Source organism: Pseudomonas sp. GM79, assembly GCF_000282495.1.
Taxonomy (GTDB): Bacteria; Pseudomonadota; Gammaproteobacteria; order Pseudomonadales; family Pseudomonadaceae; genus Aquipseudomonas.
On the sequence record NZ_AKJE01000088.1, the window covers coordinates 1 to 23,937 of the forward strand.

At 59.4% G+C, this 23,937-nt stretch carries 18 protein-coding genes; 15 read left to right on the plus strand and 3 right to left on the minus strand.

All coding sequences use genetic code 11. The annotated features are described in order from the left end of the window. Both PMI36_RS06245 and aceE read right to left on the minus strand, forming a co-directional pair. The coding region (locus PMI36_RS06245) for an acetyl-CoA carboxylase biotin carboxyl carrier protein subunit (RefSeq protein ID WP_008074614.1) at positions 1-253 on the minus strand (253 nt) is incomplete at its 3' end. An 11-nt stretch (positions 254-264) separates the two neighbouring features. Then, complete coding sequence (gene aceE, locus PMI36_RS06240) at positions 265-2,910, minus strand: pyruvate dehydrogenase (acetyl-transferring), homodimeric type (RefSeq protein WP_008074616.1); 2,646 nt, start codon at positions 2,908-2,910, stop codon at positions 265-267. 384 nt (positions 2,911-3,294) lie between these two features. On the opposite strand from aceE, the gene glnE reads away from it, so the two are divergent. From glnE to PMI36_RS06185, 11 genes are all read left to right on the plus strand, one after another. Further along, positions 3,295-6,234, plus strand: coding sequence for a bifunctional [glutamate--ammonia ligase]-adenylyl-L-tyrosine phosphorylase/[glutamate--ammonia-ligase] adenylyltransferase (gene glnE / locus PMI36_RS06235; RefSeq protein ID WP_008074618.1), 2,940 nt, complete (start codon positions 3,295-3,297; stop codon positions 6,232-6,234). Positions 6,235-6,567: 333 nt separating this feature from the next. Beyond that, the gene (waaF, locus tag PMI36_RS06230; protein ID WP_008074620.1) at positions 6,568-7,602 is read left to right on the plus strand and encodes a lipopolysaccharide heptosyltransferase II; all 1,035 of its coding nucleotides are present in this window, start codon (positions 6,568-6,570) and stop codon (positions 7,600-7,602) included. Position 7,603: 1 nt separating this feature from the next. After that, positions 7,604-8,665 carry a lipopolysaccharide heptosyltransferase I gene (gene waaC, locus PMI36_RS06225; protein WP_008074629.1) on the plus strand — a complete coding sequence of 354 codons (1,062 nt, stop codon included), beginning with the start codon at positions 7,604-7,606 and terminating at the stop codon, positions 8,663-8,665. Then, positions 8,665-9,786 (plus strand): glycosyltransferase family 4 protein, encoded by a 1,122-nt coding sequence (locus tag PMI36_RS06220; protein WP_008074631.1) that lies wholly within the window; start codon positions 8,665-8,667, stop codon positions 9,784-9,786. Before waaC ends, PMI36_RS06220 begins: the two co-directional genes overlap by 1 nt. After that, complete coding sequence (gene rfaP, locus PMI36_RS06215) at positions 9,786-10,592, plus strand: lipopolysaccharide core heptose(I) kinase RfaP (RefSeq protein ID WP_007902532.1); 807 nt, start codon at positions 9,786-9,788, stop codon at positions 10,590-10,592. The genes PMI36_RS06220 and rfaP overlap by 1 nt, the downstream gene beginning before the upstream one ends. Then, positions 10,592-11,326: a lipopolysaccharide kinase InaA family protein gene (locus tag PMI36_RS06210; protein ID WP_008074633.1), complete on the plus strand. Its 735-nt coding sequence runs from the start codon at positions 10,592-10,594 to the stop codon at positions 11,324-11,326. The genes rfaP and PMI36_RS06210 overlap by 1 nt, the downstream gene beginning before the upstream one ends. After that, positions 11,323-12,075: a lipopolysaccharide kinase InaA family protein gene (locus PMI36_RS06205; RefSeq protein ID WP_008074634.1), complete on the plus strand. Its 753-nt coding sequence runs from the start codon at positions 11,323-11,325 to the stop codon at positions 12,073-12,075. The genes PMI36_RS06210 and PMI36_RS06205 overlap by 4 nt, the downstream gene beginning before the upstream one ends. Beyond that, a complete protein-coding gene (locus tag PMI36_RS06200) occupies positions 12,075-13,526 on the plus strand; it encodes a lipopolysaccharide kinase InaA family protein (protein ID WP_008074635.1) in 1,452 nt (483 codons plus the stop codon). Before PMI36_RS06205 ends, PMI36_RS06200 begins: the two co-directional genes overlap by 1 nt. Positions 13,527-13,937: 411 nt before the next feature. Continuing rightward, positions 13,938-15,692 (plus strand): carbamoyltransferase family protein, encoded by a 1,755-nt coding sequence (locus PMI36_RS06195; protein ID WP_008074636.1) that lies wholly within the window; start codon positions 13,938-13,940, stop codon positions 15,690-15,692. Continuing rightward, entirely contained in the window at positions 15,679-16,590 is a 912-nt protein-coding gene (locus PMI36_RS06190) for a glycosyltransferase family 2 protein (RefSeq protein WP_008074637.1), read from the plus strand. The genes PMI36_RS06195 and PMI36_RS06190 overlap by 14 nt, the downstream gene beginning before the upstream one ends. A 65-nt stretch (positions 16,591-16,655) precedes the next feature. Next, entirely contained in the window at positions 16,656-17,873 is a 1,218-nt protein-coding gene (locus PMI36_RS06185; RefSeq protein WP_238543593.1) for a capsule biosynthesis protein, read from the plus strand. Between the two features lie 18 nt (positions 17,874-17,891). Here PMI36_RS06185 and PMI36_RS06180 read toward each other — a convergent pair whose 3' ends face one another. Then, a complete protein-coding gene (locus PMI36_RS06180) occupies positions 17,892-18,524 on the minus strand; it encodes a hypothetical protein (protein ID WP_008074641.1) in 633 nt (210 codons plus the stop codon). A gap of 282 nt (positions 18,525-18,806) precedes the next feature. Between PMI36_RS06180 and PMI36_RS06175 the strand changes: the two genes are divergently transcribed. The 4 genes from PMI36_RS06175 (at position 18,807) to PMI36_RS06160 (ending at position 23,923) form a co-directional block, all read left to right on the plus strand. Further along, positions 18,807-19,919, plus strand: coding sequence for a capsular polysaccharide export protein, LipB/KpsS family (locus PMI36_RS06175; RefSeq protein WP_008074642.1), 1,113 nt, complete (start codon positions 18,807-18,809; stop codon positions 19,917-19,919). Between the two features lie 5 nt (positions 19,920-19,924). Beyond that, complete coding sequence (locus PMI36_RS06170) at positions 19,925-21,136, plus strand: O-antigen ligase family protein (protein WP_008074644.1); 1,212 nt, start codon at positions 19,925-19,927, stop codon at positions 21,134-21,136. Positions 21,137-21,236: 100 nt separating this feature from the next. Then, complete coding sequence (msbA, locus tag PMI36_RS06165; RefSeq protein WP_008074646.1) at positions 21,237-23,027, plus strand: lipid A export permease/ATP-binding protein MsbA; 1,791 nt, start codon at positions 21,237-21,239, stop codon at positions 23,025-23,027. Beyond that, complete coding sequence (locus PMI36_RS06160) at positions 23,027-23,923, plus strand: GNAT family N-acetyltransferase (protein WP_032830598.1); 897 nt, start codon at positions 23,027-23,029, stop codon at positions 23,921-23,923. The genes msbA and PMI36_RS06160 overlap by 1 nt, the downstream gene beginning before the upstream one ends. The last annotated feature ends 14 nt before the right edge of the window (positions 23,924-23,937 follow it).

Consider the following 23,937-nt stretch of genomic DNA (forward strand, 5'->3'; position numbering starts at 1 on the left):
CGGCGCCAGCCGCAGCGGCACCTTCGACTTCCAGTTCCAGCAGTTCGTCGCCTTCTTTCAGGCGATCGCCCAGCTTCACTTTCAGGCTCTTGATGATACCGGCCTTCGGCGCAGGCACTTCCATGCTCGCCTTGTCCGACTCAAGTGTCAGGATGCTCTGGTCGGCTTCGATACGGTCGCCGACCTTCACAAACAGTTCAATTACTTCACCTTCACCGCTGCCGATGTCAGGTACGCGAATGAGTTCGCTCACAGAGTGTCTCCTCAGCAGTCCAGTGGGTTGCGTTTTTCCGGGTTGATACCGAACTTGGCGATGGCTTCAGCCACCACTTTAGGTTCGATGTCACCACGGTCAGCCAAGGCTTCCAGGGCTGCCAACACCACGAAATGACGGTCGACTTCGAAGAAGTGACGCAGCTTCTTGCGGCTGTCACTGCGGCCGAAACCATCGGTGCCCAGGACTTTGAATTCCTTGGACGGGACCCACTGACGAATTTGCTCAGCGAACAGCTTCATGTAGTCGGTAGAGGCAATGACCGGACCTTTACGGCCGTTCAGGCACTCTTCCACATAGCTCAGCTTAGGCTTCTGGCCCGGGTGCAGACGGTTGGTGCGCTCAACGGCCAGGCCGTCGCGACGCAGTTCGTTGAAGCTGGTAACGCTCCACACGTCGGCGCCGACGTTGAACTCTTCACGCAGGATCTTCGCCGCTTCACGGACTTCACGCAGGATGGTGCCGGAGCCCATCAGCTGAACGTGATGCGCCGCTTCGCGGGTGTCTTCCTCGAGCAGGTACATGCCTTTCTTGATGCCTTCTTCGGCACCGGCCGGCATGGCGGGCTGCTGGTAGGATTCGTTCATTACGGTGATGTAGTAGAAGACGTCCTGTTGCTCTTCGGTCATCTTCTTCATGCCGTCCTGAATGATCACCGCCAGCTCGTAGCCGTAGGTTGGATCGTAGGTGCGGCAGTTCGGGATGGTGGCAGCCAGGATGTGGCTGTGACCGTCTTCGTGTTGCAGGCCTTCGCCGTTCAGCGTGGTCCGGCCGGCGGTGCCGCCGATCAGGAAGCCACGGGTGCGGCTGTCGCCAGCGGCCCAGGCCAGGTCGCCGATACGCTGGAAGCCGAACATCGAGTAGAAGATGTAGAACGGCAGCATTGGCTGGTTGTGGCTGGAGTACGAAGTACCGGCAGCGATGAAGGAGCTCATGGCGCCCGCTTCGTTGATGCCTTCTTCGAGGATCTGACCTTTCTGGTCTTCCTTGTAGAACATCACCTGGTCTTTATCGACTGGCTCGTAGAGCTGGCCGACGGACGAGTAGATGCCCAACTGACGGAACATGCCTTCCATACCGAAGGTACGGGCTTCGTCCGGGATGATCGGTACGATGCGCGGACCGATTTCCTTGTCCTTGACCAGTTGCGCGAGGATCCGCACGAAGGCCATGGTGGTGGAAATTTCACGGTCGCCCGAGCCGTCCAGGATCGCCTTGAGGGTGTCCAGTGGCGGGGTTGGAATGTTGAAGCTCTTGGCGCGACGCTGAGGCACGAAACCGCCCAGTGCGGTACGGCGCTCGCTCAGGTAGCGGGCTTCGGCGCTGCCTTCTTCCGGTTTGAAGAACGGCAGGTTTTCGAGTTCGTCGTCTTTGACCGGGATATCGAAACGATCGCGGAACAACTTCAGGCTGTCGACATCGACTTTCTTGGTGTTGTGCGCAGTGTTTTTCGCTTCGCCGGCACCGGTGCCATAACCCTTGATGGTCTTGGCCAGGATGACGGTCGGTTGTTCTTTGTGGTTGACCGCTTCGTGGTACGCCGCGTAGACCTTGTACGGGTCGTGGCCGCCACGGTTGAGCTTCCAGATCTCGTCGTCGGACAAGTCTGCAACCATCGCCTTGAGTTCTGGCGTGTTGAAGAAGTGTTCACGCACGAACGCGCCGTCTTTGGCTTTGTAGTTCTGGTACTCGCCGTCGATGACTTCGTCCATGCGGCGTTGCAGGATACCGTCGACGTCTTTGGCCAGCAGTGGGTCCCAGAAACGGCCCCAGATGACTTTGGTCACGTTCCACTGAGCACCGCGGAACACGCCTTCGAGTTCCTGGATGATTTTGCCGTTGCCGCGAACCGGGCCGTCGAGGCGCTGCAGGTTGCAGTTGATGACGAAGATCAGGTTGTCCAGCTTCTCGCGGCCGGCCAGGGAGATCGCGCCCAGGGATTCCGGCTCGTCGCACTCGCCGTCGCCCAGGAAGCACCAGACTTTCTGTTTGCCCGGCTGGATGAAACCGCGGTGTTCCAGGTACTTCATGAAGCGAGCCTGGTAGATCGCCTGGATCGGGCCCAGACCCATGGATACGGTCGGGAACTGCCAGAAGTCAGGCATCAGCCAAGGGTGCGGGTAGGACGACAGGCCCTGACCGTCGACTTCCTGGCGGAAGTTGTTCATCTGGTCTTCGGTGATGCGGCCTTCCATGAATGCACGGGCGTAGACGCCTGGCGAGGTGTGGCCCTGGAAGTAGATCAGGTCGCCGCCGTGTTCGTCGCTCGGAGCCTGGAAGAAGTAGTTGAAGCCGATGTCATACAGGGTCGCACTGGAGGCGAAGCTGGAGATGTGACCACCCAGGTCAGAATCTTTCAGGTTCGTACGCATTACCATGGCCATCGCGTTCCAGCGTACCAACGAGCGAATGCGGCGTTCCATGAACAGGTCGCCAGGCATGCGTGCTTCGTGGGTAACGGGGATCGTGTTGCGGTACGGCGTAGTGATGGCGTAAGGGAGCTGCGAGCCGCTACGGGTCGCGAGTTCACCCATACGGGTCATCAGATAGTGAGCACGGTCTTCGCCTTCTTTGTCGAGAACCGATTCCAGGGCGTCCAGCCATTCCTGGGTTTCGACGGGATCGAGGTCTTGCATGGCTTGCTCCAGGGCGGAAAGGCTTCCAGAATCGGTTGCCTGAGTTTGCGACTGGCCTTGTGGGCAGACGATATAAATTCTTGGATTGCCGAGAGGTATGTTCCGGCGGCGTGTAGTTTTACTACAAATCATCGGGCATTTCAGCCTTTCGAATGTATAGACGAGTAGTAAAACTACAGAAGATCGGCTTGTGGCCTCCGGCTGCGTTGTGAGAATAATCGTTAAGGTTGGTCTTTTGCCAACCAAAAAAGGTGAAGGCTTGATGATCGCTGCCAAAAATAAACAAATTTCAGCTATTTCTAACCTTTGTTCGACAGTCGGTCAGGTAGCGCATTTTCACGAATCACTACATGCAGCCCTTCACACGCCGATCAAGGATAGACCATGAGCCTCCCTTCGCTTGCCGAACTGCCCGGCGTACTCCTGCCCTTTGTCACCCGTGCCGAGCAGTCGTTCCGTACGGCCGTCGCGCTTCTTCCCGACGATCGTGGCCTGTCTGCCTGGACGCCTGAGCGCTGGGCACAATTTGCCCGCGTCACCGCCGCCAGCGACTTTGTCATTGAACAGGGTGTGCGTGACCCTTTGATGTTGCTGGAGCTGGTGCGGTCCGGTGAACTGGACCGCGCTTTTGCGCCGGGCGAATTGTGCGCACAGATTGCGACGGCGGTGAGCGCAGCCGAAACCGACGACCAACTTGGCCGCGCCCTGCGTCGCCAGCGCACCCGCCAGCAAATGCGGATCATCTGGCGCGACCTGACTCGCCAGGCCGATTTGATCCAGACCTGTCGCGACCTCTCGGACATGGCCGATGCCAGCATCGATCAGGCCTATCAGTGGTTGTATCAGCGCCATTGCCAGCAGTTCGGCACGCCCACCGGGCGACGTAGCGGCGAGCCGCAACAGATGGTCATCCTCGGCATGGGCAAGCTCGGCGCCGTGGAGCTGAATCTGTCGTCGGACATCGACCTGATTTTCGCCTACCCCGAGGGCGGCGAAACCGTCGGTGTGAAACGGTCGCTGGATAACCAGGAGTTTTTCATTCGTCTCGGCCAGCGCCTGATTAAGGCGCTGGACCCGATGACCGTCGACGGTTTCGTGTTCCGCGTCGACATGCGCTTGCGGCCTTACGGTTCGTCCGGTGCGCTGGTGCTGAGCTTCAATGCACTGGAGCAGTATTACCAGGATCAGGGCCGCGACTGGGAACGCTACGCGATGATCAAATCGCGCGTGGTGGCCGGCGATCAAGTGGCGGGGGCGCAATTGCAAGAAATGCTGCGCCCGTTCGTTTACCGGCGTTATCTGGATTTCTCGGCCATCGAAGCGCTGCGCACCATGAAGCAGCTGATCCAGCAGGAAGTCCGGCGCAAGGGCATGGCCGACAACATCAAACTCGGTTCCGGCGGCATTCGTGAAGTCGAGTTTATCGCCCAGGCCTTCCAGCTGATTCACGGTGGCCGCGACCTGAGCCTGCAGCAGCGTCCCCTATTAAAAGTACTGAGTACCCTCGAAGGTCAGGGTTACCTGCCAGCGGCGGTGGTCAGCGAATTGCGCGAAGCCTACGAATTTCTGCGTTACACCGAGCACGCGATCCAGGCGATTGCCGACCGTCAGACCCAGATGCTGCCGGATGGCGAACAGGATCAGGCGCGCATTGCCTTTATGCTCGGGTTTGCCAACTGGACGGCATTCCACGAACAGCTGATGTACTGGCGTGGCCGGGTGGCCTGGCACTTTGCTCAGGTGATTGCCGATCCCGATGAAGAGAATGGCGCTGAGAGCGAAGTGGTGGTCGGCGGGGAATGGCTGCCGCTGTGGGAGGAGGCGCAGGACGAGGAGGCCGCGTGCCGTCAGTTGGAAGAGGGTGGTTTCGCCGACGCCTCCAAGGCGCTGAAAGCCTTGGCCAGTCTGCGCGGCAGCCCGCAATTGCGTGCCATGCAGCGCCTGGGGCGGGAACGCCTCGATGCTTTTATTCCGCGCTTGTTGGCTCAGGCTGTGGAACATGCCAATCCCGATCTGGTGCTGGAACGGGTGCTGCCGCTGGTGGAAGCTGTCGCGCGTCGTTCCGCCTATCTGGTGTTGTTAACCGAGAACCCCGGGGCCCTGCGCCGCCTGCTGACGCTGTGCGCCGCGAGCCCATGGATTGCCGAGCAGATCACGCGCTTTCCGCTGCTGCTCGACGAATTGCTCAACGAAGGCCGGTTGTTCAAGCCGCCGCTGGCGCCGGAATTGGCCGCTGAATTGCGCGAGCGTCTGACGCGGATTCCCGAAGATGACCTCGAACAACAAATGGAAGCCCTGCGGCATTTCAAACTGGCGCACCGCTTGCGCGTCGCCGCCTCGGAAATCGCCGGCAGCCTGCCCTTGATGAAGGTCAGCGATTACCTGACCTGGCTTGCCGAAGCGATCCTCGAACAAGTGCTGGCCCTGGCCTGGCGACAGACCGTGGCCAAGTACGGCTCACCACTGCGCACTGACGGTACCTTGTGCGACCCTGGCTTCATCATTGTCGGTTACGGGAAAGTCGGCGGTCTGGAGCTGGGGCATAGTTCGGACCTGGATCTGGTGTTCATCCACGACGGCGATCCGCAGGCGGAAACCGACGGGCCGAAACCTATCGACGGCGCACAGTTTTTTACCCGGCTCGGGCAGCGCATCATTCATTTGCTGACGGCGCAGACCAACTCCGGCCAGTTGTATGAAGTGGACATGCGCCTGCGGCCGTCCGGTGCGTCTGGTTTGCTGGTGAGTTCCCTGGGGGCGTTTGCCCGGTATCAGGAAAACGAAGCGTGGACCTGGGAACACCAGGCGCTGGTGCGGGCGCGGGTGCTGGTGGGCAGTCAGGATGTCGGCCAGGCCTTCGAGAAGGTTCGCGCCGCAGTATTGGCCAAGCCGCGGGACCTGCCGACCTTGCGCCAGGAGGTCAGCGAAATGCGCGCCAAGATGCGCGATAATCTGGGCAGCAAGAGCACTGCGGCGGGCACCGCGGCAAATGCCTTCGAGGCCACGGCGCCGTTCGATCTCAAGCAGGACGCCGGAGGTATCGTCGATATTGAATTTATGGTGCAATACGCGGCTCTGGCATGGTCTGAAGCGCATCCGTCATTGCTGCGCTACACCGACAATATCCGCATTCTGGAAGGGTTGGAGGAGGTCGGGCTGATGCCCGCCGAAGACGCCAGCCTGTTGCGTGAAGCCTATAAGGCCTTCCGCTCCGCCGCTCACCGGGAGGCCTTGCAGAAGGACGCCGGTGTAATACCGGGCGACCAGTTCGTGGATGAACGACAGCAGGTCATGCGGATCTGGCGCGAACTGGGGTTAAGCTGAACAGGCAACGAGATTCAAATGTGGGAGCGGGCTTGCTCGCGAAAGCGGAGTGTCAGTCACCATTTATGCTGGATGTGACGGCCTCTTCGCGAGCAAGCCCGCTCCCACATTAGAGCTGCAGTGTTTTTTGATTGAAGGCAGCAGGCAGCGCGCTAAGCTGTACCGCACTGGATGTGCACCAATACCCAATGTGGGAGCGAGCTTGCTCGCGATAGCGGAGTGACAGTCGACGATAATGTCGAAGGTGATGATCCCATCGCGGTCAAACAAACTTCCACAGTGATTCTCGAGGCGGGGAGGCGTATGCCTCCCCGGCTCGTTTTTGGAAACCACATGAAAATTCTGATCGTTGGGCCCAGTTGGGTCGGTGACATGGTGATGGCGCAGACACTTTTTCAGTGTCTCAAGCAGCGCCACCCGCAGTGCGAAATCGACGTGCTGGCCCCCGAGTGGAGCCGGCCGATTCTCGAGCGCATGCCCGAAGTACGCCAGGCCTTGAGCTTCCCGCTCGGCCACGGCGTGCTGGAGCTGGCGACGCGTCGGCGCATCGGTAAATCCCTGGCCGGTCAGTACGACCAGGCCATCCTGCTGCCCAATTCCTTGAAGTCGGCGCTGGTGCCATTTTTCGCCGGCATCCCGAAACGCACCGGCTGGCGCGGCGAATTCCGCTACGGCTTGCTCAATGACGTGCGCACGCTCGACAAAGAGCGTTACCCGCTGATGATCGAACGCTTCATGGCCCTGGCCTTTGAGCCCGGTGCCGAATTGCCGAAGCCGTATCCACGACCGAGCCTGCAGATCGACCCGGTGACCCGCGACGGTGCACTGGCCAAGTTCGGTCTGGCCCTCGACCGTCCGGTGTTGGCGCTGTGTCCCGGTGCCGAGTTCGGCGAGTCCAAGCGCTGGCCGTCCGAGCACTACGCCAAGGTCGCCGAAGCGAAGATCCGTGAAGGCTGGCAGGTCTGGCTGTTCGGCTCGAAAAACGATCATGCGGTGGGCGAAGACATTCGTGCGCGGCTGATTCCGGGGTTGCGTGAAGAGTCGGTGAACCTCAGTGGCGACACGTCTCTGGCCGAGGCCATCGATCTGCTGTCTTGCGCCGATGCGGTGGTCTCCAACGACTCCGGCCTGATGCACGTGGCTGCCGCGCTGAACCGCCCGTTGGTGGCGGTGTACGGCTCGACGTCGCCGGGTTTCACACCACCGTTGGCCGAGCACGTCGAGATCGTGCGCCTGGGCATCGAATGCAGTCCGTGCTTCGATCGCACCTGCCGTTTCGGTCATTACAATTGCTTGCGCCAACTCATGCCCAAAGCGGTGAACGAAGCCTTGCAGCGGTTGCTGGGCACTGTGGTCGAGGTCAAATAGTTTGCGGGTACTGTTGATCAAGACTTCTTCGCTGGGCGATGTAATTCACGCGTTGCCAGCGTTGACCGACGCGGCGCGGGCGATCCCCGGCATCACGTTCGACTGGGTGGTGGAAGAAGGCTTCGCCGAGATTCCGACCTGGCACCCGGCCGTGGGCAAGGTGATTCCGGTGGCGATCCGTCGCTGGCGCAAGAACATCTGGCAGACCATCAAGAGTGGCGAGTGGAAGCGCTTCAAGCAAAGCATTCGCGCGACCAAATATGACTTGGTGATCGATGCCCAGGGCTTGCTGAAAAGCGCGTTGCTGACTCGCTACGCCAAAGCACCAGTGGCCGGGCTGGACAAAAACTCGGCCCGCGAACCCATCGCTGCGCGCTTCTATTCCCGACGTCTGGCCGTGGCCCGTGGGCAGCACGCGGTAGAGCGAGTGCGCCAGCTGTTCGCAGTGGCACTGGGTTACGACCTGCCTAAGGGGCTGGGCGACTATGGCCTGAACGTCGAACGACTGGTGGAATTGCCGCGCAAGAATCCGTACGTGGTGTTTCTCCATGGCACCACGTGGGACACCAAGCACTGGCCCGAAGCCTATTGGCGCGAGTTGGCCGAGCGGGTGGGTTACCTTGGCGTAGCGGTCAAGCTGCCGTGGGGTAATCCGGTCGAAAAGGCCCGCGCCGAGCGCATCGCCAAAGACATGCGACACGTCGAGGTGCTGCCCAAACTGAACCTGGCGGGTGTCGGCAAAGTCCTGGCCGGAGCGCAAGCCTGCGTAGCGGTGGACACCGGTCTCGGTCACCTGGCTGCGGCGCTGGACGTGCCGACTCTGTCGCTGTTCGGCCCGACCAACCCGGGCCTGACCGGCGCGTACGGCAAGTCGCAGATTCACATGGCCAGCGACTTCCCTTGCGCACCGTGCCTGCAAAAGAAATGCACCTATCAACCGACGGCCGATGATGCCCGTCGGTTCGACCTGAAACGCGAGTGGCCCTTGTGCTTCACGCGTCTGAATCCCGAGCGTGTCGCGAGCCGACTGAGCACGTTGTTACTGGCTGAGGAGCTGCGCTGATGCAATTGGCATTTGTCCTGTACAAATATTTTCCGTTTGGGGGCTTGCAGCGCGACTTCATGCGCATCGCCCTTGAATGTCAGCAACGCGGTCATCAGATTCGTGTCTATACGCTGATCTGGGAAGGCGACGTTCCGCCGGGTTTCGAAGTACTGGTGGCACCGGTCAAGGCGTTCTTCAATCATCGGCGCAACGAGAAGCTCACTGAGTGGATGGAGGCCGATCTGGCCAAGCGTCCGGTGGATCGCCTGATCGGTTTCAACAAAATGCCGGGCCTGGACGTTTACTACGCCGCCGACGGCTGCTTCGAAGACAAGGCGCAAAACCTGCGCAACTCGCTGTACCGTCGTTGGGGTCGCTACCGGCACTTTGCCGAGTACGAGCGCGCGGTGTTCGCCAAGGACGCCAAAACCGAAGTGCTGATGATTTCCGAAGTCCAGCAGCCGCTGTTCATCAAGCATTACGACACGCCGCTTGCGCGTTTCCATTTACTGCCGCCGGGTATTTCTCTGGACCGTCGCGCGCCGGCCAATGCCGCCGAGATCCGTGCCGGGTTTCGTCGCGAGTTCAATCTGAAAGATGATGAATTGCTGCTGGTGCAGATCGGCTCCGGGTTCAAGACCAAAGGCGTGGACCGCAGCCTCAAGGCGCTGGCCGCGCTGCCTGCCGAGCTGAAAAAACGCACCCGGCTGTTTGTAATTGGCCAGGACGACCCCAAAGTATTCCAGCTGCAGAGCGCCACTTTGGGCCTGGGCGACAACGTGACGTTCCTCAAGGGGCGCAGCGATATCCCGCGTTTCCTGCTCGGTGCCGATCTGTTGATCCACCCGGCGTACAACGAAAACACCGGTACGGTGCTGCTTGAAGCGGTGGTGGCCGGCTTGCCGGTGCTGGTGAGCGCAGTGTGCGGCTATGCCCATTACATCGCCGAGGCCGATGCAGGCCTGGTGCTGGACGAACCCTTCGATCAGGCGCAACTGACGCAATACCTGACCGGCATGTTGAATGACGCAAATGCACGGGCGGCCTGGAGCCGCAACGGTCTGGCTTTCGCCGAGACGGCCGACCTCTACAGCATGCCGCAGCACGCGGCCGATGTGATTCTGGCGGAGCACGCTTAATGAAGTTGATGCTGGCTGAACCGTTCAAGAGCCTCTGGGCCGGGCGCGATCCGTTCGCCGAAGTCGAGGGCCTCAAGGGCGAGGTATACCGCGAGCTTGAAGCGCGCCGGACACTGCGTACTGAAGTGGACGGTCACGGGTTCTTCGTGAAAATCCACCGTGGCATCGGCTGGGGCGAGATTTTCAAAAACCTGCTGACCGCCAAGCTGCCAGTGCTTGGCGCGGGCCAGGAGTGGAAGGCCATTCAGCGCCTGCAAGAAGTCGGCGTGCCGACCATGACCGCTGTCGCTTACGGCGAAAAGGGCAGCAACCCGGCGGACCAGCATTCGTTCATCGTCACGCAAGAGCTGGCGCCCACCGTCAGCCTCGAAGATTTCAGCATCGACTGGGTCAAGCAACCGCCCGAGCCAAAACTCAAGCGCGCCTTGATCGCCGAGGTCGCGCGAATGACCGGCATGATGCACCGCGCCGGGGTTAACCACCGCGACTGCTACATCTGCCACTTCCTGCTGCACACCGATAAACCAGTGACAGCCGACGACTTCAAGCTGTCGGTGATCGATCTGCACCGTGCCCAGACGCGTCCGACGATTACCCAACGCTGGCGTAACAAGGACCTGGCGGCGCTGTATTTTTCGGCGCTCGACATTGGCCTGACCCGTCGCGACAAACTGCGTTTCCTCAAGGGGTACTTCCAACAGCCCCTGCGCCAGATTCTGGCTGAAGAAGCGGGACTGTTGGCATGGCTCGAAGGCAAGGCCAACAAGCTCTATGAGCGTAAGCAGCGATACGGGGATGCGCTCTGATGTCGGGTTGGACACTGGAACCTGCTTACAGCGATCTGGCAGAAGACTTCGGCAGTCTTGACGCGGTGTTCGCGCTCGAAGGCGAGCGACTGACCCGCGATCCACTGTCCGAGGTCATTCGCGTCCAGCGCAATGGCGTCAATTATTACGTCAAGCGCTACACAGGCGCAGGTAAAGGCCTGCGCCGTTACCTGGGCAAGCCGCGGGTGAAAGCCGAATGGCAGAACCTCAAGCGTTTCGCCAAATGGGGCATTCCCACCGCCGAAGTAGTGGCCTGGGGGCTGGAACGGCGCGGCGCGGCATACGATCGTGGGGCGATGATCACGCGCGAGCTGCCCAATACCGAAGACTTGTCGGCCCTGGCAGGTCGGCATGATCCGAAACTGGCGGACCGCGCCTGGGTCGACAACATCAGTCGGCAGCTGGCGGGCTATACCCGGACCATGCACCATCATCGTTTTACCCACAATGATTTGAAATGGCGCAACCTGCTGATCGACGATGAGGCGCGGCTGTTTCTGATCGACTGCCCCAACGGTGATTTCTGGCGCGGCTTCTGGCTCAAGTACCGGATCACCAAGGACCTGGCGTGTCTGGACAAAGTGGCCAAATATCATCTGTCGGCCACCCAGCGCCTGCGCTTCTATCTGCAATACCGCCAAAGCACCCGGCTCGATGCCGCCGACAAGAAACGGATTCGGCACGTGGTGAGATTTTTCGAGGGACGCGAATGACTGATTTTCTGGCTGCTGAAGACCGTGCGCTGCTTGAGCGTCATGGCCTCGGCACCTTCGACGCACTCTGGGCCAAACAGCTCGAGGCGGTGGATGAACCCAATACCGTCGGTGGTGGCTGGAGCAGTGTATTTCGGCTAGAGCTGGAAGGTCATGGTTACTACCTCAAGCGCCAGTGCAACTACCTGACACGTACATTGCATTCTCCCTTTGGCGAGCCGAGTTTTGCCCGTGAGTTTCGCACCATCAGGCGTTATCAGAAACTGGGCATTCCGGCGTTGCAGGCGGCGTTCTTCGGTGAGCGCAAAGTCGGCGGCGAAGTCCGGGCGATTCTGCTGACCCGTGCGCTGGACGGTTGGGATGATCTGGATTCACTGTTGCAGCGCTGGTCCGACCTGAGCGCGGCGCAGCACACGGCAATTCTGAAAGCCTGTGGGCAACTGGCGCGACGCCTGCATGAGGAGCGTCAACTGCACGGGTGCTTCTATCCCAAGCATATTTTTCTCCAGGCCACCGGTGACGGTTACCAGGCTCAGTTGATCGACCTGGAAAAAACCCGGCCATTGCTGTTTGGCCAACGTGATCGGGTCAAGGACCTGGAGCCGTTGCTACGTCGGGCGTCGGAATGGAGCGAAAGTCAGTTGCGCGAGTTGTTGGCGGCTTATCTGGATCAGCCCTTGAACAGTTCGCTGGTGGACAGTTGGGTATCGCGCCTGAGTGCGCGGCGCAGTCACAAGGAGACGCGTTGATGCGTTTGTCCGAACTGAAACATGCGGGCCGCAGCCCAGGCCTGCCTCTAAGCATTCCACTGGCCGATGCCGCAGGGGCTGCAGAGTTGCAACTGCTGAGCCTGCTGCGGGTGTTGCCAGGGCAGCGTTATGTGGGCGCCGGCGTCTGGCGCGGCCGGCCGGTGCTGGCCAAATTGCTGGTTGGCGGTAAAGCGGCGCGGCATTTTCAGCGTGAGCTGGACGGCGTGCGTTTGCTCGCGGCTCAGGGGCTGACCACGCCGTTGTTATTGGCTGATGGCCTGAAGGACGGCGAGGGCGGCTGGCTGTTGTTCGATTTCCTTGAGGGCGCTGAGAGCCTGGGAGACGCCTGGAAACAGGTCGAACACTTGCCAGTGCTGGCGGATGAACAATCAGCTGTGCTGGCCGAGGCGTTGGGTGCGATCGCGCATCTGCACAGCAAAGGCCTGTGGCAGGAAGATCTGCATCTGGACAACTTGCTGCGCCATGGCGGTCTGTTGTATTTGATCGATGGTGCCGGCATCTGTGCCGAGACGGCTGGCAAGCCACTGTCGCAGCACAAAGTCCTGGAAAACCTCGGGGTGTTTTTCGCCCAGTTGCCCAAATCGCTGGAACCCTTCACCGAAGAATTGCTGGTGTATTACTTGTTGGGAAACGGCGAGCATGCCTTGCCCATGGAAGCGTTGCAGAAGCAGATCGACAAGGTCCGTCGCTGGCGTTTGAAGGATTTCCTGATCAAGGTCGGCCGCGAATGCACGTTGTTCTGCGTCCAGCGCGGGGCGTTCGGCTTGCGGGCGATTCGCCGTGACGAAGAGGCGGCGATGTTGCCGGTGCTGGAGCAGGCTGATGCCTTGCTCGATCAAGGCCATCTGTACAAGACCGGCGGCGCCGCGAGCGTCGGCAAGGTCGAAGTGGCGGGTCGCACATTGCTGGTCAAACGCTACAACATCAAGGGCTTTGCCCATTGGCTCAAACGTTTCTGGCGCCCGAGCCGCGCCTGGCACTCATGGCGTGAAGGCAATCGCCTGGCATTCCTGGGCATCGCCACGCCCAAGCCACTGGCATTGTTGGAGAAGCGTTTTCTCTGGCTGCGCAGCCGGGCGTACCTGGTGACCGAATATTTGCCGGGGCCGGACATCATCGAGCGCTTCGCACCCTACGTGGAAAGCGGCGAAGCGCCGCAAGCCGAGCTTCAGGCCCTGGATCACCTGTTCGCGGAGTTGATTCGCGAGCGCATCAGCCATGGCGATTTCAAGGGCCATAACCTGTTCTGGCAGCAGGATCGCTGGGCGCTGATCGATCTGGATTCGATGTGTCAGCATAGCTCGGTCAGTAGCTTTGCCCCGGCGTATGCGCGGGATCGGGCGCGGTTCATGCGCAATTGGCCCGAGAGTAGTGCGTTGTATCGGGTGATTGATCAGCGATTGCCCAAAGATATCTCTAGCGCTGCCTGAATCGGGGCTTCGCCCCTTTCGCGAGCAAGCCCGCTCCCACAGTGGTTCTCGGTCGTACACAAAATCTGTGTTCAACATAAACCTAATGTGGGAGCGGGCTTGCTCGCGAGGAGGCCGGAACTGTCAGCCGAGTCACTCGGTGAGGAAACCCTCGGCACGGTTTCCTTGCCCTATGCGATTTACCGGCAGGCAACCGACGGCAATATCAGGATTTACGGGCGTCCGGGTCGCGGATAAGCGAAGGCGAACGCGTGGGCTCGACGTCATCTTCACGGTGCTGATAAGGGCAGGGTCATTCCCGACACGTTTAAGCTATAATCCCGCCCTTTAGCTGTCTCTCGCCCCTTGCGAGGGCACATTAATTTTTGAGGCGCGTTGCGCCTGCATGCAGACTAAAGAGGCTAGACCCCTGTGGCATTGACGATTCTTGGCCTGTCCGGCGCCCTTAGCCATGATCCTTCCGCAGCCTTGTATATCGACGGCAAGCTGGTCGCGGCAGCTGAAGAAGAGCGCTTCGTGCGCGATAAACATGCAAAGAACCGCATGCCTTACGAATCGGCGAAGTTCTGCCTCGAACAAGCGGGCATCAAGCCGTCCGACGTTGACGTGGTAGCGATTCCGTTCGCGCCGATCAGCCTGTTCGGCAAGGCTCGCTGGCACTACGCCAAGCGTTACTGGTACGCCCCGGACCGCGCCCTCGACGCGATCCTGATGGGCAACCGTCGCTACAAGCGCTATCGCAACAAGATTGTCTGGTGCCTCGAGCAACTGGGTTTCGATCCGAAGAAAATCAAGATCGAGCCGGTCGAGCACCACCTTGCCCACGCCTCCAGTGCCTATCACTGCTCCGGTTTCAAAGAGAAAACCGCGATCCTGGGGATCGATGGCAAGGGTGAGTACGCCACGACTTTCTTCGGTTACGGCGAAAACGGCAAGATCCACAAGATCAAGGAATTCTTCGATCCGGACTCCCTCGGCGGCCTGTACGGCGCGATCACCGAGTTCCTCGGTTTCGAGATGCTCGACGGTGAGTTCAAGGTCATGGGCATGGCGCCGTACGGCGACGCCAGCAAATACGATTTCTCGCGTCTGGCCTCGTTCGAAAACGGCGAGTTGGTGATCAACACCGACTACGCCAACGTCATCGGCCTGCGCCGTTATAAAGAGAAGGGCAAAGGTTTCTACTTCTCGCCGAAGCTGATCGAGTGGCTGGGGCCCAAGCGCGAAGGCGACATCGCCGACGAGCCGTACATCCACTACGCCGCGAGCATGCAAGCGCTGTTCGAGAAACTGGCGCTGCAGATGATCGACCACTACCTGGGCGATGTACTCAAGGAAACCGGCAAGCTGGCCTTCGCCGGCGGTTGTGCGTTGAACGTCAAGCTGAACCAGAAAATCATTGCCCGCGACGACATCAAGGAGCTGTTCGTTCAGCCTGCCTCCGGTGATGCCGGTACCGCGGTGGGTGCTGCGGCTTACGTGTCCCACGCCCGTGGTGTACCGGTCGAGAAGATGGAACATGTCTACCTCGGCCCGTCCTACAGCAACGAAGACGTGCTCGCGGCCTGTGCCCGTCACCCGAACAAGCCTGCATGGCGCAAGCTTGAGAACATGCCGGAGCAGATTGCCAAGATCATGGTCGACGGCAACCCGGTGGCCTGGTTCCAGGGCCGCATGGAGTTCGGCCCGCGTGCCTTGGGCGGTCGTTCGATCATCGGTTGCCCGAGCGCGACCGGTGTGGCTGACCGCATCAACCACCAGATCAAGTTCCGCGAGCGCTGGAGGCCTTTCTGCCCGTCGATGCTCGACACCGTTGCGCCGCAAATGATCAAGATCGATCACCCCGCGCCGTTCATGACCTTCACCTTCGAAGTGGCTGAAGAGTGGAAAACCCGCGTGCCGGAAGTCGTCCATGAAGACGGTACTTCTCGCGCCCAGGTGCTCAAGCGCGAATACAACCCGCGCTACTACGACATGATGAAGGCGCTGGAAGTGCTGACCGGTAACGGCGTGTCGCTGAACACCTCGCTCAACCGTCGTGGCGAGCCGATGATCTGTTCGCCGACCGATGCCTTGAACATGTTCTTCGGTTCCGACCTGCAGTACCTGATCATGGAAGACATTCTGGTGGTCAAAGAAGGCGCGGACGGGTATGCCGTTGACTGACGTGCTGATCAGTGTCGTTATTCCCGCTTATAACTACGCCAAAACCCTGCCGCGTGCGGTGAAATCGGTGCTGGCGCAGTTAGGGGATGCCCAGGCTGAGTTGCTGGTGATCGATGACGGCTCCACCGACGCGACGCCGCAAGTTCTGGAGCAGCTCCTGGCTGAACATGCGGGACGCTTTAGAGCTCTGCGCAAACCCAATGGCGGTTTGTCTTCGGTGCGTAATCGCGGGATCGAGGAGGCTCGGGGGCAATACCTGATCTTCCTCGATGCCGATGATGAGATGGCGCCTGGTGCGCTGGCTGCGTTGACCCGGCATATCTCCAGCAACCCTGACAGCCGTTTGATTATTGGCGGTCACTGGTCGGTGTTCGACGACGGTCGTCGTGTCCAGCACGCAGTCAAACCCTTGCCAGCTACCCCGCGCCAGCGTGTGCGTGGCTACTTGCTGGACAAGACGGTATCGCTGTCCAACGGCGCCTGCGCGATGCATCGCGAAGTGTTCGCGCCGGGCAACTATCCTGAGCACTTGCGCAACGTTGAGGATATTCCGGTGTTTGCTCAGGTACTGGCGCGTTTCCCGTGCAGTGTGCTCGATCAGCCGCTGGCGTTGATCTACAAGCATGGCGACAGCATGCGGCATGACCTCAAGCAAAGCCTGGCGGCGGGCGTGGGGATGGTTGACGAGGTATTTTCCTCGGTACGCATGCCTCAAGAACTGCAGGACCTGCGCCAGGCTTTCCTGGCTCAGCGCTGCCTGTCGTTGTTCCGCGATTGCTACAGTGCCGGCGATTATGTCAACGCCAAGGCTTTTTACGCCCGCGCCGTGCGCGCCGATCTGCGCTCGCTCACGCGCTGGTCCTATACCCGCAAGGCCATCCGGTTGTTGTTCAAGTGAACGTGCCGCCGTCTGAGGCAAGTGTGTTCCAGGCTGCGGGATGCTGGGCACAAAAAGCGCGTGAATTGGACCGTTACCGCTGGAAGCTGCTGCGCGAGCGTCATGGTCGCTGCGGCAGCTTGTTGCGTCTGGTTCGTGATGTGCTGGTGGATGTGGCGGTCGGGATTCGCGCCAAAGCGTGCTTGAGTGGTTCGGTTGTCTCTGCGCCCTGTGAGGTGCTGTTGCTGCATTCGGCGCCAAAGTCCATGGCGTTGCAACGCAAGAATATTCTGATCGAGGGCCTGCGCAAGCGCGGGCACCACCTGACAGAGGCCGCGTTACGTTCGCCATCGGACGCCTGCGCCCAGCGCATGCTCCTGGCGCCGCCGCAGCCTGTGCCGCTGCGTTATCTGGTGTACGCCGCCCATGCCCAGTGGCTGGTGACGACGTATTCGCCCAAGGTACTGATCAACGAACGCAACGGTAGTCTTCATGCGCCGTTCCTGCGCCTGGCATTGGCTGCGCGTGGTGCCCGATTGCTGCAACTGGCCCATGCCACGACGCTGGAATCTTCTCGGCGACTGGGGATGAACGATTACGACTATTACGGCGTCTTTGGCCATAGTTCGCTGGTTGCCTTGCAGGAAAGAACATTGCGATTCGGTGAGTCGACGGTGGTGTTGATCGGTTCTTACCTCGCCGATGAAACCTATGATCTGCCAGTTGCCGATCCTGCTCTCCATACGTTGTTGATTCTGGGGGTTGGCCCTGATCGGGAAAAAGAACCGGGCTATCAGCGCACCTATCAGTTACTGCGCACCTGGGCCGAGCAGCATCCGCATTATCGCGTGCTGTTCAAGCGTCATCCGCGCAGCAAGGCGCAATTCTGGAGCGATGCCGCTGCGCAGTTAGCCAACATCGACTTGCTGGACAGCAAGTGTTCACTGGCGGACGCTCTGGCGCAGGCCAGCGTTGTGGTCAATATCATGTCCAATGCTGGTATCGAGGCAGGGCTGGCGGGCCGGCCGGTAATCCATGTGAATGCGGGCAGCGATGTGGATATTTTCTCTCACTCGCTGTTTTTTGGGCCTCAAGTGCGCGATGAGCATGAGTTTTCCCGCCAGCTACAAGCGCTTGAGCAGGATTATCCGGGGCATGTGGCCCAGGCCCGGCGTTTTGCCGATTACCACCTGGTATACGGTTCTCAGGGTTTGGCAAAGACCATTCAACTGGTTGATAACTTGCTGCGAGGCGCAGACCCTGCACGTGACTTCGAGACCTTCAGGCTGTCTGCCGCCGGCTGACACTGACGGCACCAGGGCTTAAGGGGTGAGCGCCAGGCTCAATTCGCGTCCACTGCACACACGTTGGTGGTTCAGGTAATGCTCAAGGAACTGGTTGTCCTTGAGTAGCCACTCGCGATCCTGGCGATAGCGCAACATATGCTTGAAATTGCGCAGGCGCAGGCCTTTGCGCAGCGGCTTGCGATAGGCGCGCAGGTCAGCGATGTCGATCAGCCCCAGCGTGTTTTCAGGCGTCAATACCACATTGCCCAAGTGCGCGGAGCGAAAGTAAATGCCGTCCTCATGCAGGCGTGCAATGAACTCACCCAGCTGTGCCCGGAGAAATTCGTTGTTGTCGGTGCCTAGCAACTGACGCAGGGTGCGACCTGGCAGAGGGTCGTAATGCACGGCATCGCGCTCGATGCTGGGGATGCGATAAATCTGGCGAACCGTTGGGCATTCGATATTGCGTTCGTGCAGTGCTCGGCAGTTGTCGGCGAAGCGCCGGGCGTAAGGCGCCCAAAGCGCAGAAGTCAGCAGGCGTTTACGGCGAAACAGCTTGAGCATCGAGCCATCGGCCAGGCACAAGACTTTATCCCCTTTACCATCGGCCTCGAGAACGTCGGCGCCCTCGCGCATGTTGAGATAAGCGGTATGGTCGAGCGTTTGCATCAAGGCTCCAAGGCTTGGCCTGATGGGATGGTCAGCCGGCTATGTTACCGCAGTGCGCATGCTGCAAAAAACCGCTGTGGTACAATCGCCGCACTTTTTAAGAGGCAGTTGCCCGTTCACGGGGTTGCCTGGCGCAATACCACAGAGTGCTTGCTTCTGATTCTTGGTTTTATACTTCTATACGCGGACGGGCGAATAACAGGGTGTTGATGTCTGCGGACGTGTCGCACGTGGTTATATTGCGCTTTGGCGGGTGGATGCGGCCTATTTTTTGGACACCCTATGACGACAATGCTGTTCATTTCCTTGGCCAAGCATCAAGGCCTCTATTTCAATCGGTTACTCAACGAGACCGAGCTACAAGGTAAAGTCGTTACCCCGCCACAGATGCCTTGGCCAAAGCTGTCGCATGCATCCAGAGTGCTTTCGCGAATCGACTGGCCGAGCCTGATCGAAGAAAAATGCGAGGAGCGGCGCGTCAAGAATAAAAACGACGGTCGCTTGTATCGTCTACTGTTACGTCTTGAGCTGATCTGGATGGCGCTACGCGCTCAGGCGTTGCTTGATCGCGAGCACCCCGATGCGCTGGTGTTCTGGAATGGTTCCCACCGCTACTGCCGATTGCTGACGGCCTTGGCGCCGGCGGGTTGCAAGACGTTCTTTTTCGAGAACGGCTTGTTGCCCGATACCACCACCGTTGATCCGCGGGGCGTGAACTACCTGAATGCCGTTCCGCGCGAAGCCGGTTTTTATCTCAACTATCCTTATCCGGTTCCTGAAAATCAGGCAGCACCCGTGCTGATTCCACGCCAGCCTCGCACCAGCGGCCCGGCCCCGATTGTGCTTCCGGAGCAATTCGTCTTTATTCCGTTCCAGGATGATCGCGATAGCCAGGTTCGGCTGTTTTCTCCCTGGATCAAGAACATGCGCGAGATGTTCGCCTTGGGCGAGCGCTTGGCCAAAGAGACTGGATTGACAGTGGTGTTCAAGGAGCATCCATCCAGTCGCGAAACGTATCCTGAGTTGCATGAGCGTACTCACGACCGCCTTTTGTTCGCCAACGGTAATGCCACTCAGCAGTTGATCGAGTCCAGCCAGTTTGTGATCACGCTGAACTCGACGGTCGGCCTGGAAAGCCTGCTTTTGGGTAAGCCCGTGCTGACCCTGGGTCAGGCGTTTTTCAATATTGAGGGGTTGGTAATGCATGCCGACAACGCCGAGCAGGTGATGGAACTGGCGCGTGCATTCCCGCAATGGCCACTCGATGAGCGGTTGAGGCGTAACTTCCTCCACTACCTCTCCGAGCACTACTGCATCAAGGGTGGCTGGAAGAACGCCGACAAGGCCCAGTTGCAGCGGGTCGCCAATCGAATGCTGGGTAAAGCCGAGTGCTGACAGGAATGAAGAAGTTTTTCGGTAAGGAAGTCCTGGAAGTGTGGGCGTCTATCGGTTTTCTTGTGCTGCTGTGTGGGGCATGGGTACTGCCGGACAACAAGCTATATCACCAGATGATGATTTTCCTGCTGTGGCTGCCCGCCCTGTTGGCGCTGTTCCATCGGGATTTTCGCGTAATGCTCAAGCAACCGGAGTGCGTCCTTTTTGTTTTCTTCGTGGCCTGGACGTTACTGGTGCTGATGGTTGAGGGTGGCAATAATATCCTGGGCAAAAGCAAGGTGACGCTCTATGTGGCCCTTACCCTGTTGGGCGTGCTACTGGCTGCCCAGAACCGCAAGTGGCGGTTGGAGTCGATGTTGTTGTACGCATCGATCATGGGCGGTTTCTTTGCTGCGGCTTCCTGGGTCTACTTTTATGAAGTGTCCGCTCAACCTTTCAGCGGCAGGCTGATTGCCATTGGCTTGTGGGACACTGCAATCATGGCCGCGCATGCGGTGGGTGCCTTGCTGATTCTTGGCGTATTTACGTTGCAAACCAAGCGCTTCAATCCCTGGCTAATGGTGTTGGTGCTGATTCCGGCGCTGGGATATGCGTTATTCCTGGGTTTCAGCCAAACCCGTGGTGTGTGGATTGGCTTGTTGGCCTGTCTCTTCGTGATGGGAGTGGCGCGACCGTCGCGCCTGGCAGGCGGGCTGATCATTCTGGTGGTGCTGGGGTTGGCGTCCGTTGCTGTGTTCAAGCCGGAAATTCTCTTGCAGCGCGGTGTTTCTTTCCGTCCCGAGCTATGGAACGGCGGCGTTCAATTGATGCTGGATCATTGGGCGATGGGGTTGGGATTCCATGAGTACCTGATTCCTGTCCCCGAAATCGGACAGGCATTCAAGCATCCGCACAACCTGTTTCTGGATATCGGTGTGCGTCTCGGAGTCCCTGGCCTGCTGCTGTTCGGCTGGCTGTGGCTGGCAACTGGCTGGCGTGGCTGGATTTCGCGCGCGCAGCCACTGGGGCAGGCATTGTTGGCTCTTTGGGTATTTTCCGGGGCGTCACTGATGACTGATGGCATTGGCCTCTGGCTCAAGCCCAATGCCGACTGGTTGATCACCTGGTTGCCGATTGCCTTGAGTATCGTACTGGCCGCTCGTGGGAGCAATGCAACCAAGGATTTCGTCTGGAGTGTTGCAACTCCTGATGCGCGTGGTCCGGTAGCGAAATGCTAAAGCGTTTCGGCCCCTCGTCCGGGCTGAGCCGATGTTGTAATTCGTTCGCTGTTACAATCCACAGGTTGTCTGTCTTTTTCAAACGTACGAGGCGTGCCGAATGGCCAATTCCGACCAGCAATCAAGCATGAAGATTTACCTGCGGTTGCTGAAATACGTGCTCCCGTACTGGGGCGCTTTCGCCCTCAGTATTGTCGGCTTCGTGCTATTCGCATCTAGCCAGCCGATGTTGGCGGATATGCTCAAACATTTTCTCGACGCCTTGCAAAAACCCAATGACACCAAGTTTCTGGGTGTCTCGCTGGTACTCGGCGTACCGTTATTGATTGTGCTGATTGCCGTCTACCAGGGTATCGGCTCATTTCTGGGTAACTATTACCTGGCCAAGGTTGCCCGTGGTGTGGTCCACGACCTGCGTTGCGCCTTGTTCGACAACCTGTTGACCCTGCCTAACCGCTACTTCGACAACAACAACTCCGGGCACCTGATTTCCCGTATTACCTATAACGTGACAATGGTTACCGGTGCCGCCACCGATGCGATCAAAGTGGTGATCCGTGAAGGCCTGACGGTGGTGTTCCTGTTCGGTTACCTGCTGTACAGCAACTGGAAAATGACCCTGGTATTGCTGGCGATCCTGCCGGTCATCGCGATTCTGGTGAGTAGCGCCAGCAAAAAATTTCGCAAGCAAAGCAAGAAAATCCAGGTGGCGATGGGCGATGTGACCCATGTGGCTTCGGAGACGATCCAGGGCTACCGCGTGGTTCGCAGCTTTGGCGGTGAGACTTACGAAATCGAGCGTTTCCACAAGGCCAGCGCCGACAACATGAACCGCAGCCTGGGCATGACCCGCACCCAATCGATCTACACCCCAATGCTGCAACTGGTGATTTACATCGGCATGGCCGTGTTGATGTATCTGGTGCTTTACCTTCGCGGCGATGCCTCTGCTGGCGAACTGGTTGCTTACATCACCGCTGCCGGTTTGTTGCCCAAGCCGATTCGTCAGTTGTCGGAAGTCAGCGCCACGATCCAGAAAGGACTGGCCGGTGCGGAGAGCATTTTCGAGCAGCTCGACGAAGAACCGGAAGTCGATACGGGCACCAAGGAAATGGTGCGCGTCAGCGGTCGCCTGGAAGTGCGTAACCTGAGCTTCCAGTACCCGGGCACCGAGAAACTCGTGCTCAACGATATTTCCTTTACCGCCGAAGAGGGCCAGATGGTTGCTTTGGTGGGGCGTTCAGGCAGCGGCAAATCCACCTTGGCCAACCTGATTCCGCGTTTCTATCACCACGACAAGGGCCAGATCCTGCTCGACGGTATGGATGTCGAGGAATACAAGCTGACCAACCTGCGTCGTCACATTGCCCTGGTGACCCAGCAGGTCACCCTGTTCAACGACAGCGTCACCAACAACATTGCCTACGGCGACCTCGCCGGCGCACCGTTCGAAGATGTGCGCAAGGCAGCCGAAGATGCCTACGCCGCCGAGTTCATCGAGCAAATGCCTCAAGGCTACGACACCCTTGTGGGCGAAAACGGTGTGCTGCTTTCCGGCGGTCAGCGCCAGCGTCTGGCGATTGCCCGGGCACTGCTCAAGAATGCGCCATTGCTGATTCTCGATGAGGCTACCTCGGCCCTCGACACCGAATCCGAGCGCCACATTCAGGCGGCTCTGGAACAAGTAATGAAGGGCCGTACCACGCTGGTGATCGCTCACCGCTTGTCGACCATCGAGAAGGCTGACCTGATCCTGTTGATGGACCAGGGCCGCATCGTCGAACGCGGCACCCACGCCGAGTTGTTGGCGTTGAACGGTCACTACGCACGCCTGCACGAGAAGGACTTCGTCGAAAGCACCGACGAGGCGATGACGGAGTCCCACGTTTGATTTTGAGTTACTGGCGAGCCTGGAGAGAAAGCGGTTGGGCGCCCATCGATGCAACGGCTTATAGCCAGGCCTGGCAACAGTTCGGCGGCAGCGTGGCGACTCATCCCGAAGTGGTTGAGCGTCTGGCAGGGCTGGTAGGCATCCCGGTGCGTTATCTGGGCTGGTTCGTCGACGGTGAGTTGTGCGCCGCGATGCCGACCTGGGGCCGTCATGTGGCTTTGTCCAAGGAAGTGCTCAAGCGTGAAGGCAAACGTGGCCTGCTCGATCTTGGCAATGCCGAGATCATCCTGCCGGTTGCCGAAGACGTCCAGGTTCGTGTGCGGCATCGCGCGCGTTATGTGTCCGAGCTCAATGCCCCAAACATCACCGGTCTCGCTGAGCAACCTGAAGGCCTGGCGCTGGCTCGTGAGCCCGAGGACTACAGCAAGAAGTTTCGCTACAACCAGCGTCGTGACCAGCGTTTGCTTGAAGAGGCGGGTGGCATCATCCGACCGATGCTGGAGCTGGGCGCCAGCGAACAGGCCACCATCTATGCTGACCTGTTCCAGCGCCGCTGGAACTTTGAAGCACCGGGCAAGGCGCGTCTTTCTGAAGTGTTCAGCCTGTTGCGTGAGTTCATGACCGGGTCGTTGATTTACCTGAACGACGAACCGGTGGCGATCCAGATTCTGTACCGGGTCGAGGCGCCCAAGTGGGTCAGCCTGGAATACATTAACGGCGGTGTCGACCCGCAAAACCGCGAGTTCAGCCCTGGCAGTGTACTCAGCTTCGTCAACACTCAAGCCGCATGGGAGCAGGCCCGCGCCGTGGGCAAGCCGCTGCGTTACTCGTTCGGCCGCGCCGATCGCGAATACAAGGATCGCTGGTGTCACCGGGTTCCGGTCTATCAGGTTTGAGCGAGGACAGGCAG

Coding starts and splice junctions, on each gene's coding strand:
- PMI36_RS06205 (WP_008074634.1), top strand. CDS start 11,323: ATGACTGATTTTCTGGCTGCTGAAGACCGTGCGCTGCTTGAGCGTCAT.
- PMI36_RS06175 (WP_008074642.1), top strand. CDS start 18,807: ATGACGACAATGCTGTTCATTTCCTTGGCCAAGCATCAAGGCCTCTAT.
- PMI36_RS06170 (WP_008074644.1), top strand. CDS start 19,925: ATGAAGAAGTTTTTCGGTAAGGAAGTCCTGGAAGTGTGGGCGTCTATC.
- PMI36_RS06190 (WP_008074637.1), top strand. CDS start 15,679: ATGCCGTTGACTGACGTGCTGATCAGTGTCGTTATTCCCGCTTATAAC.
- PMI36_RS06210 (WP_008074633.1), top strand. CDS start 10,592: ATGTCGGGTTGGACACTGGAACCTGCTTACAGCGATCTGGCAGAAGAC.
- PMI36_RS06200 (WP_008074635.1), top strand. CDS start 12,075: ATGCGTTTGTCCGAACTGAAACATGCGGGCCGCAGCCCAGGCCTGCCT.
- aceE (WP_008074616.1), bottom strand. CDS start 2,910: ATGCAAGACCTCGATCCCGTCGAAACCCAGGAATGGCTGGACGCCCTG.
- waaF (WP_008074620.1), top strand. CDS start 6,568: ATGAAAATTCTGATCGTTGGGCCCAGTTGGGTCGGTGACATGGTGATG.
- rfaP (WP_007902532.1), top strand. CDS start 9,786: ATGAAGTTGATGCTGGCTGAACCGTTCAAGAGCCTCTGGGCCGGGCGC.
- msbA (WP_008074646.1), top strand. CDS start 21,237: ATGGCCAATTCCGACCAGCAATCAAGCATGAAGATTTACCTGCGGTTG.
- PMI36_RS06180 (WP_008074641.1), bottom strand. CDS start 18,524: ATGCAAACGCTCGACCATACCGCTTATCTCAACATGCGCGAGGGCGCC.
- PMI36_RS06220 (WP_008074631.1), top strand. CDS start 8,665: ATGCAATTGGCATTTGTCCTGTACAAATATTTTCCGTTTGGGGGCTTG.
- glnE (WP_008074618.1), top strand. CDS start 3,295: ATGAGCCTCCCTTCGCTTGCCGAACTGCCCGGCGTACTCCTGCCCTTT.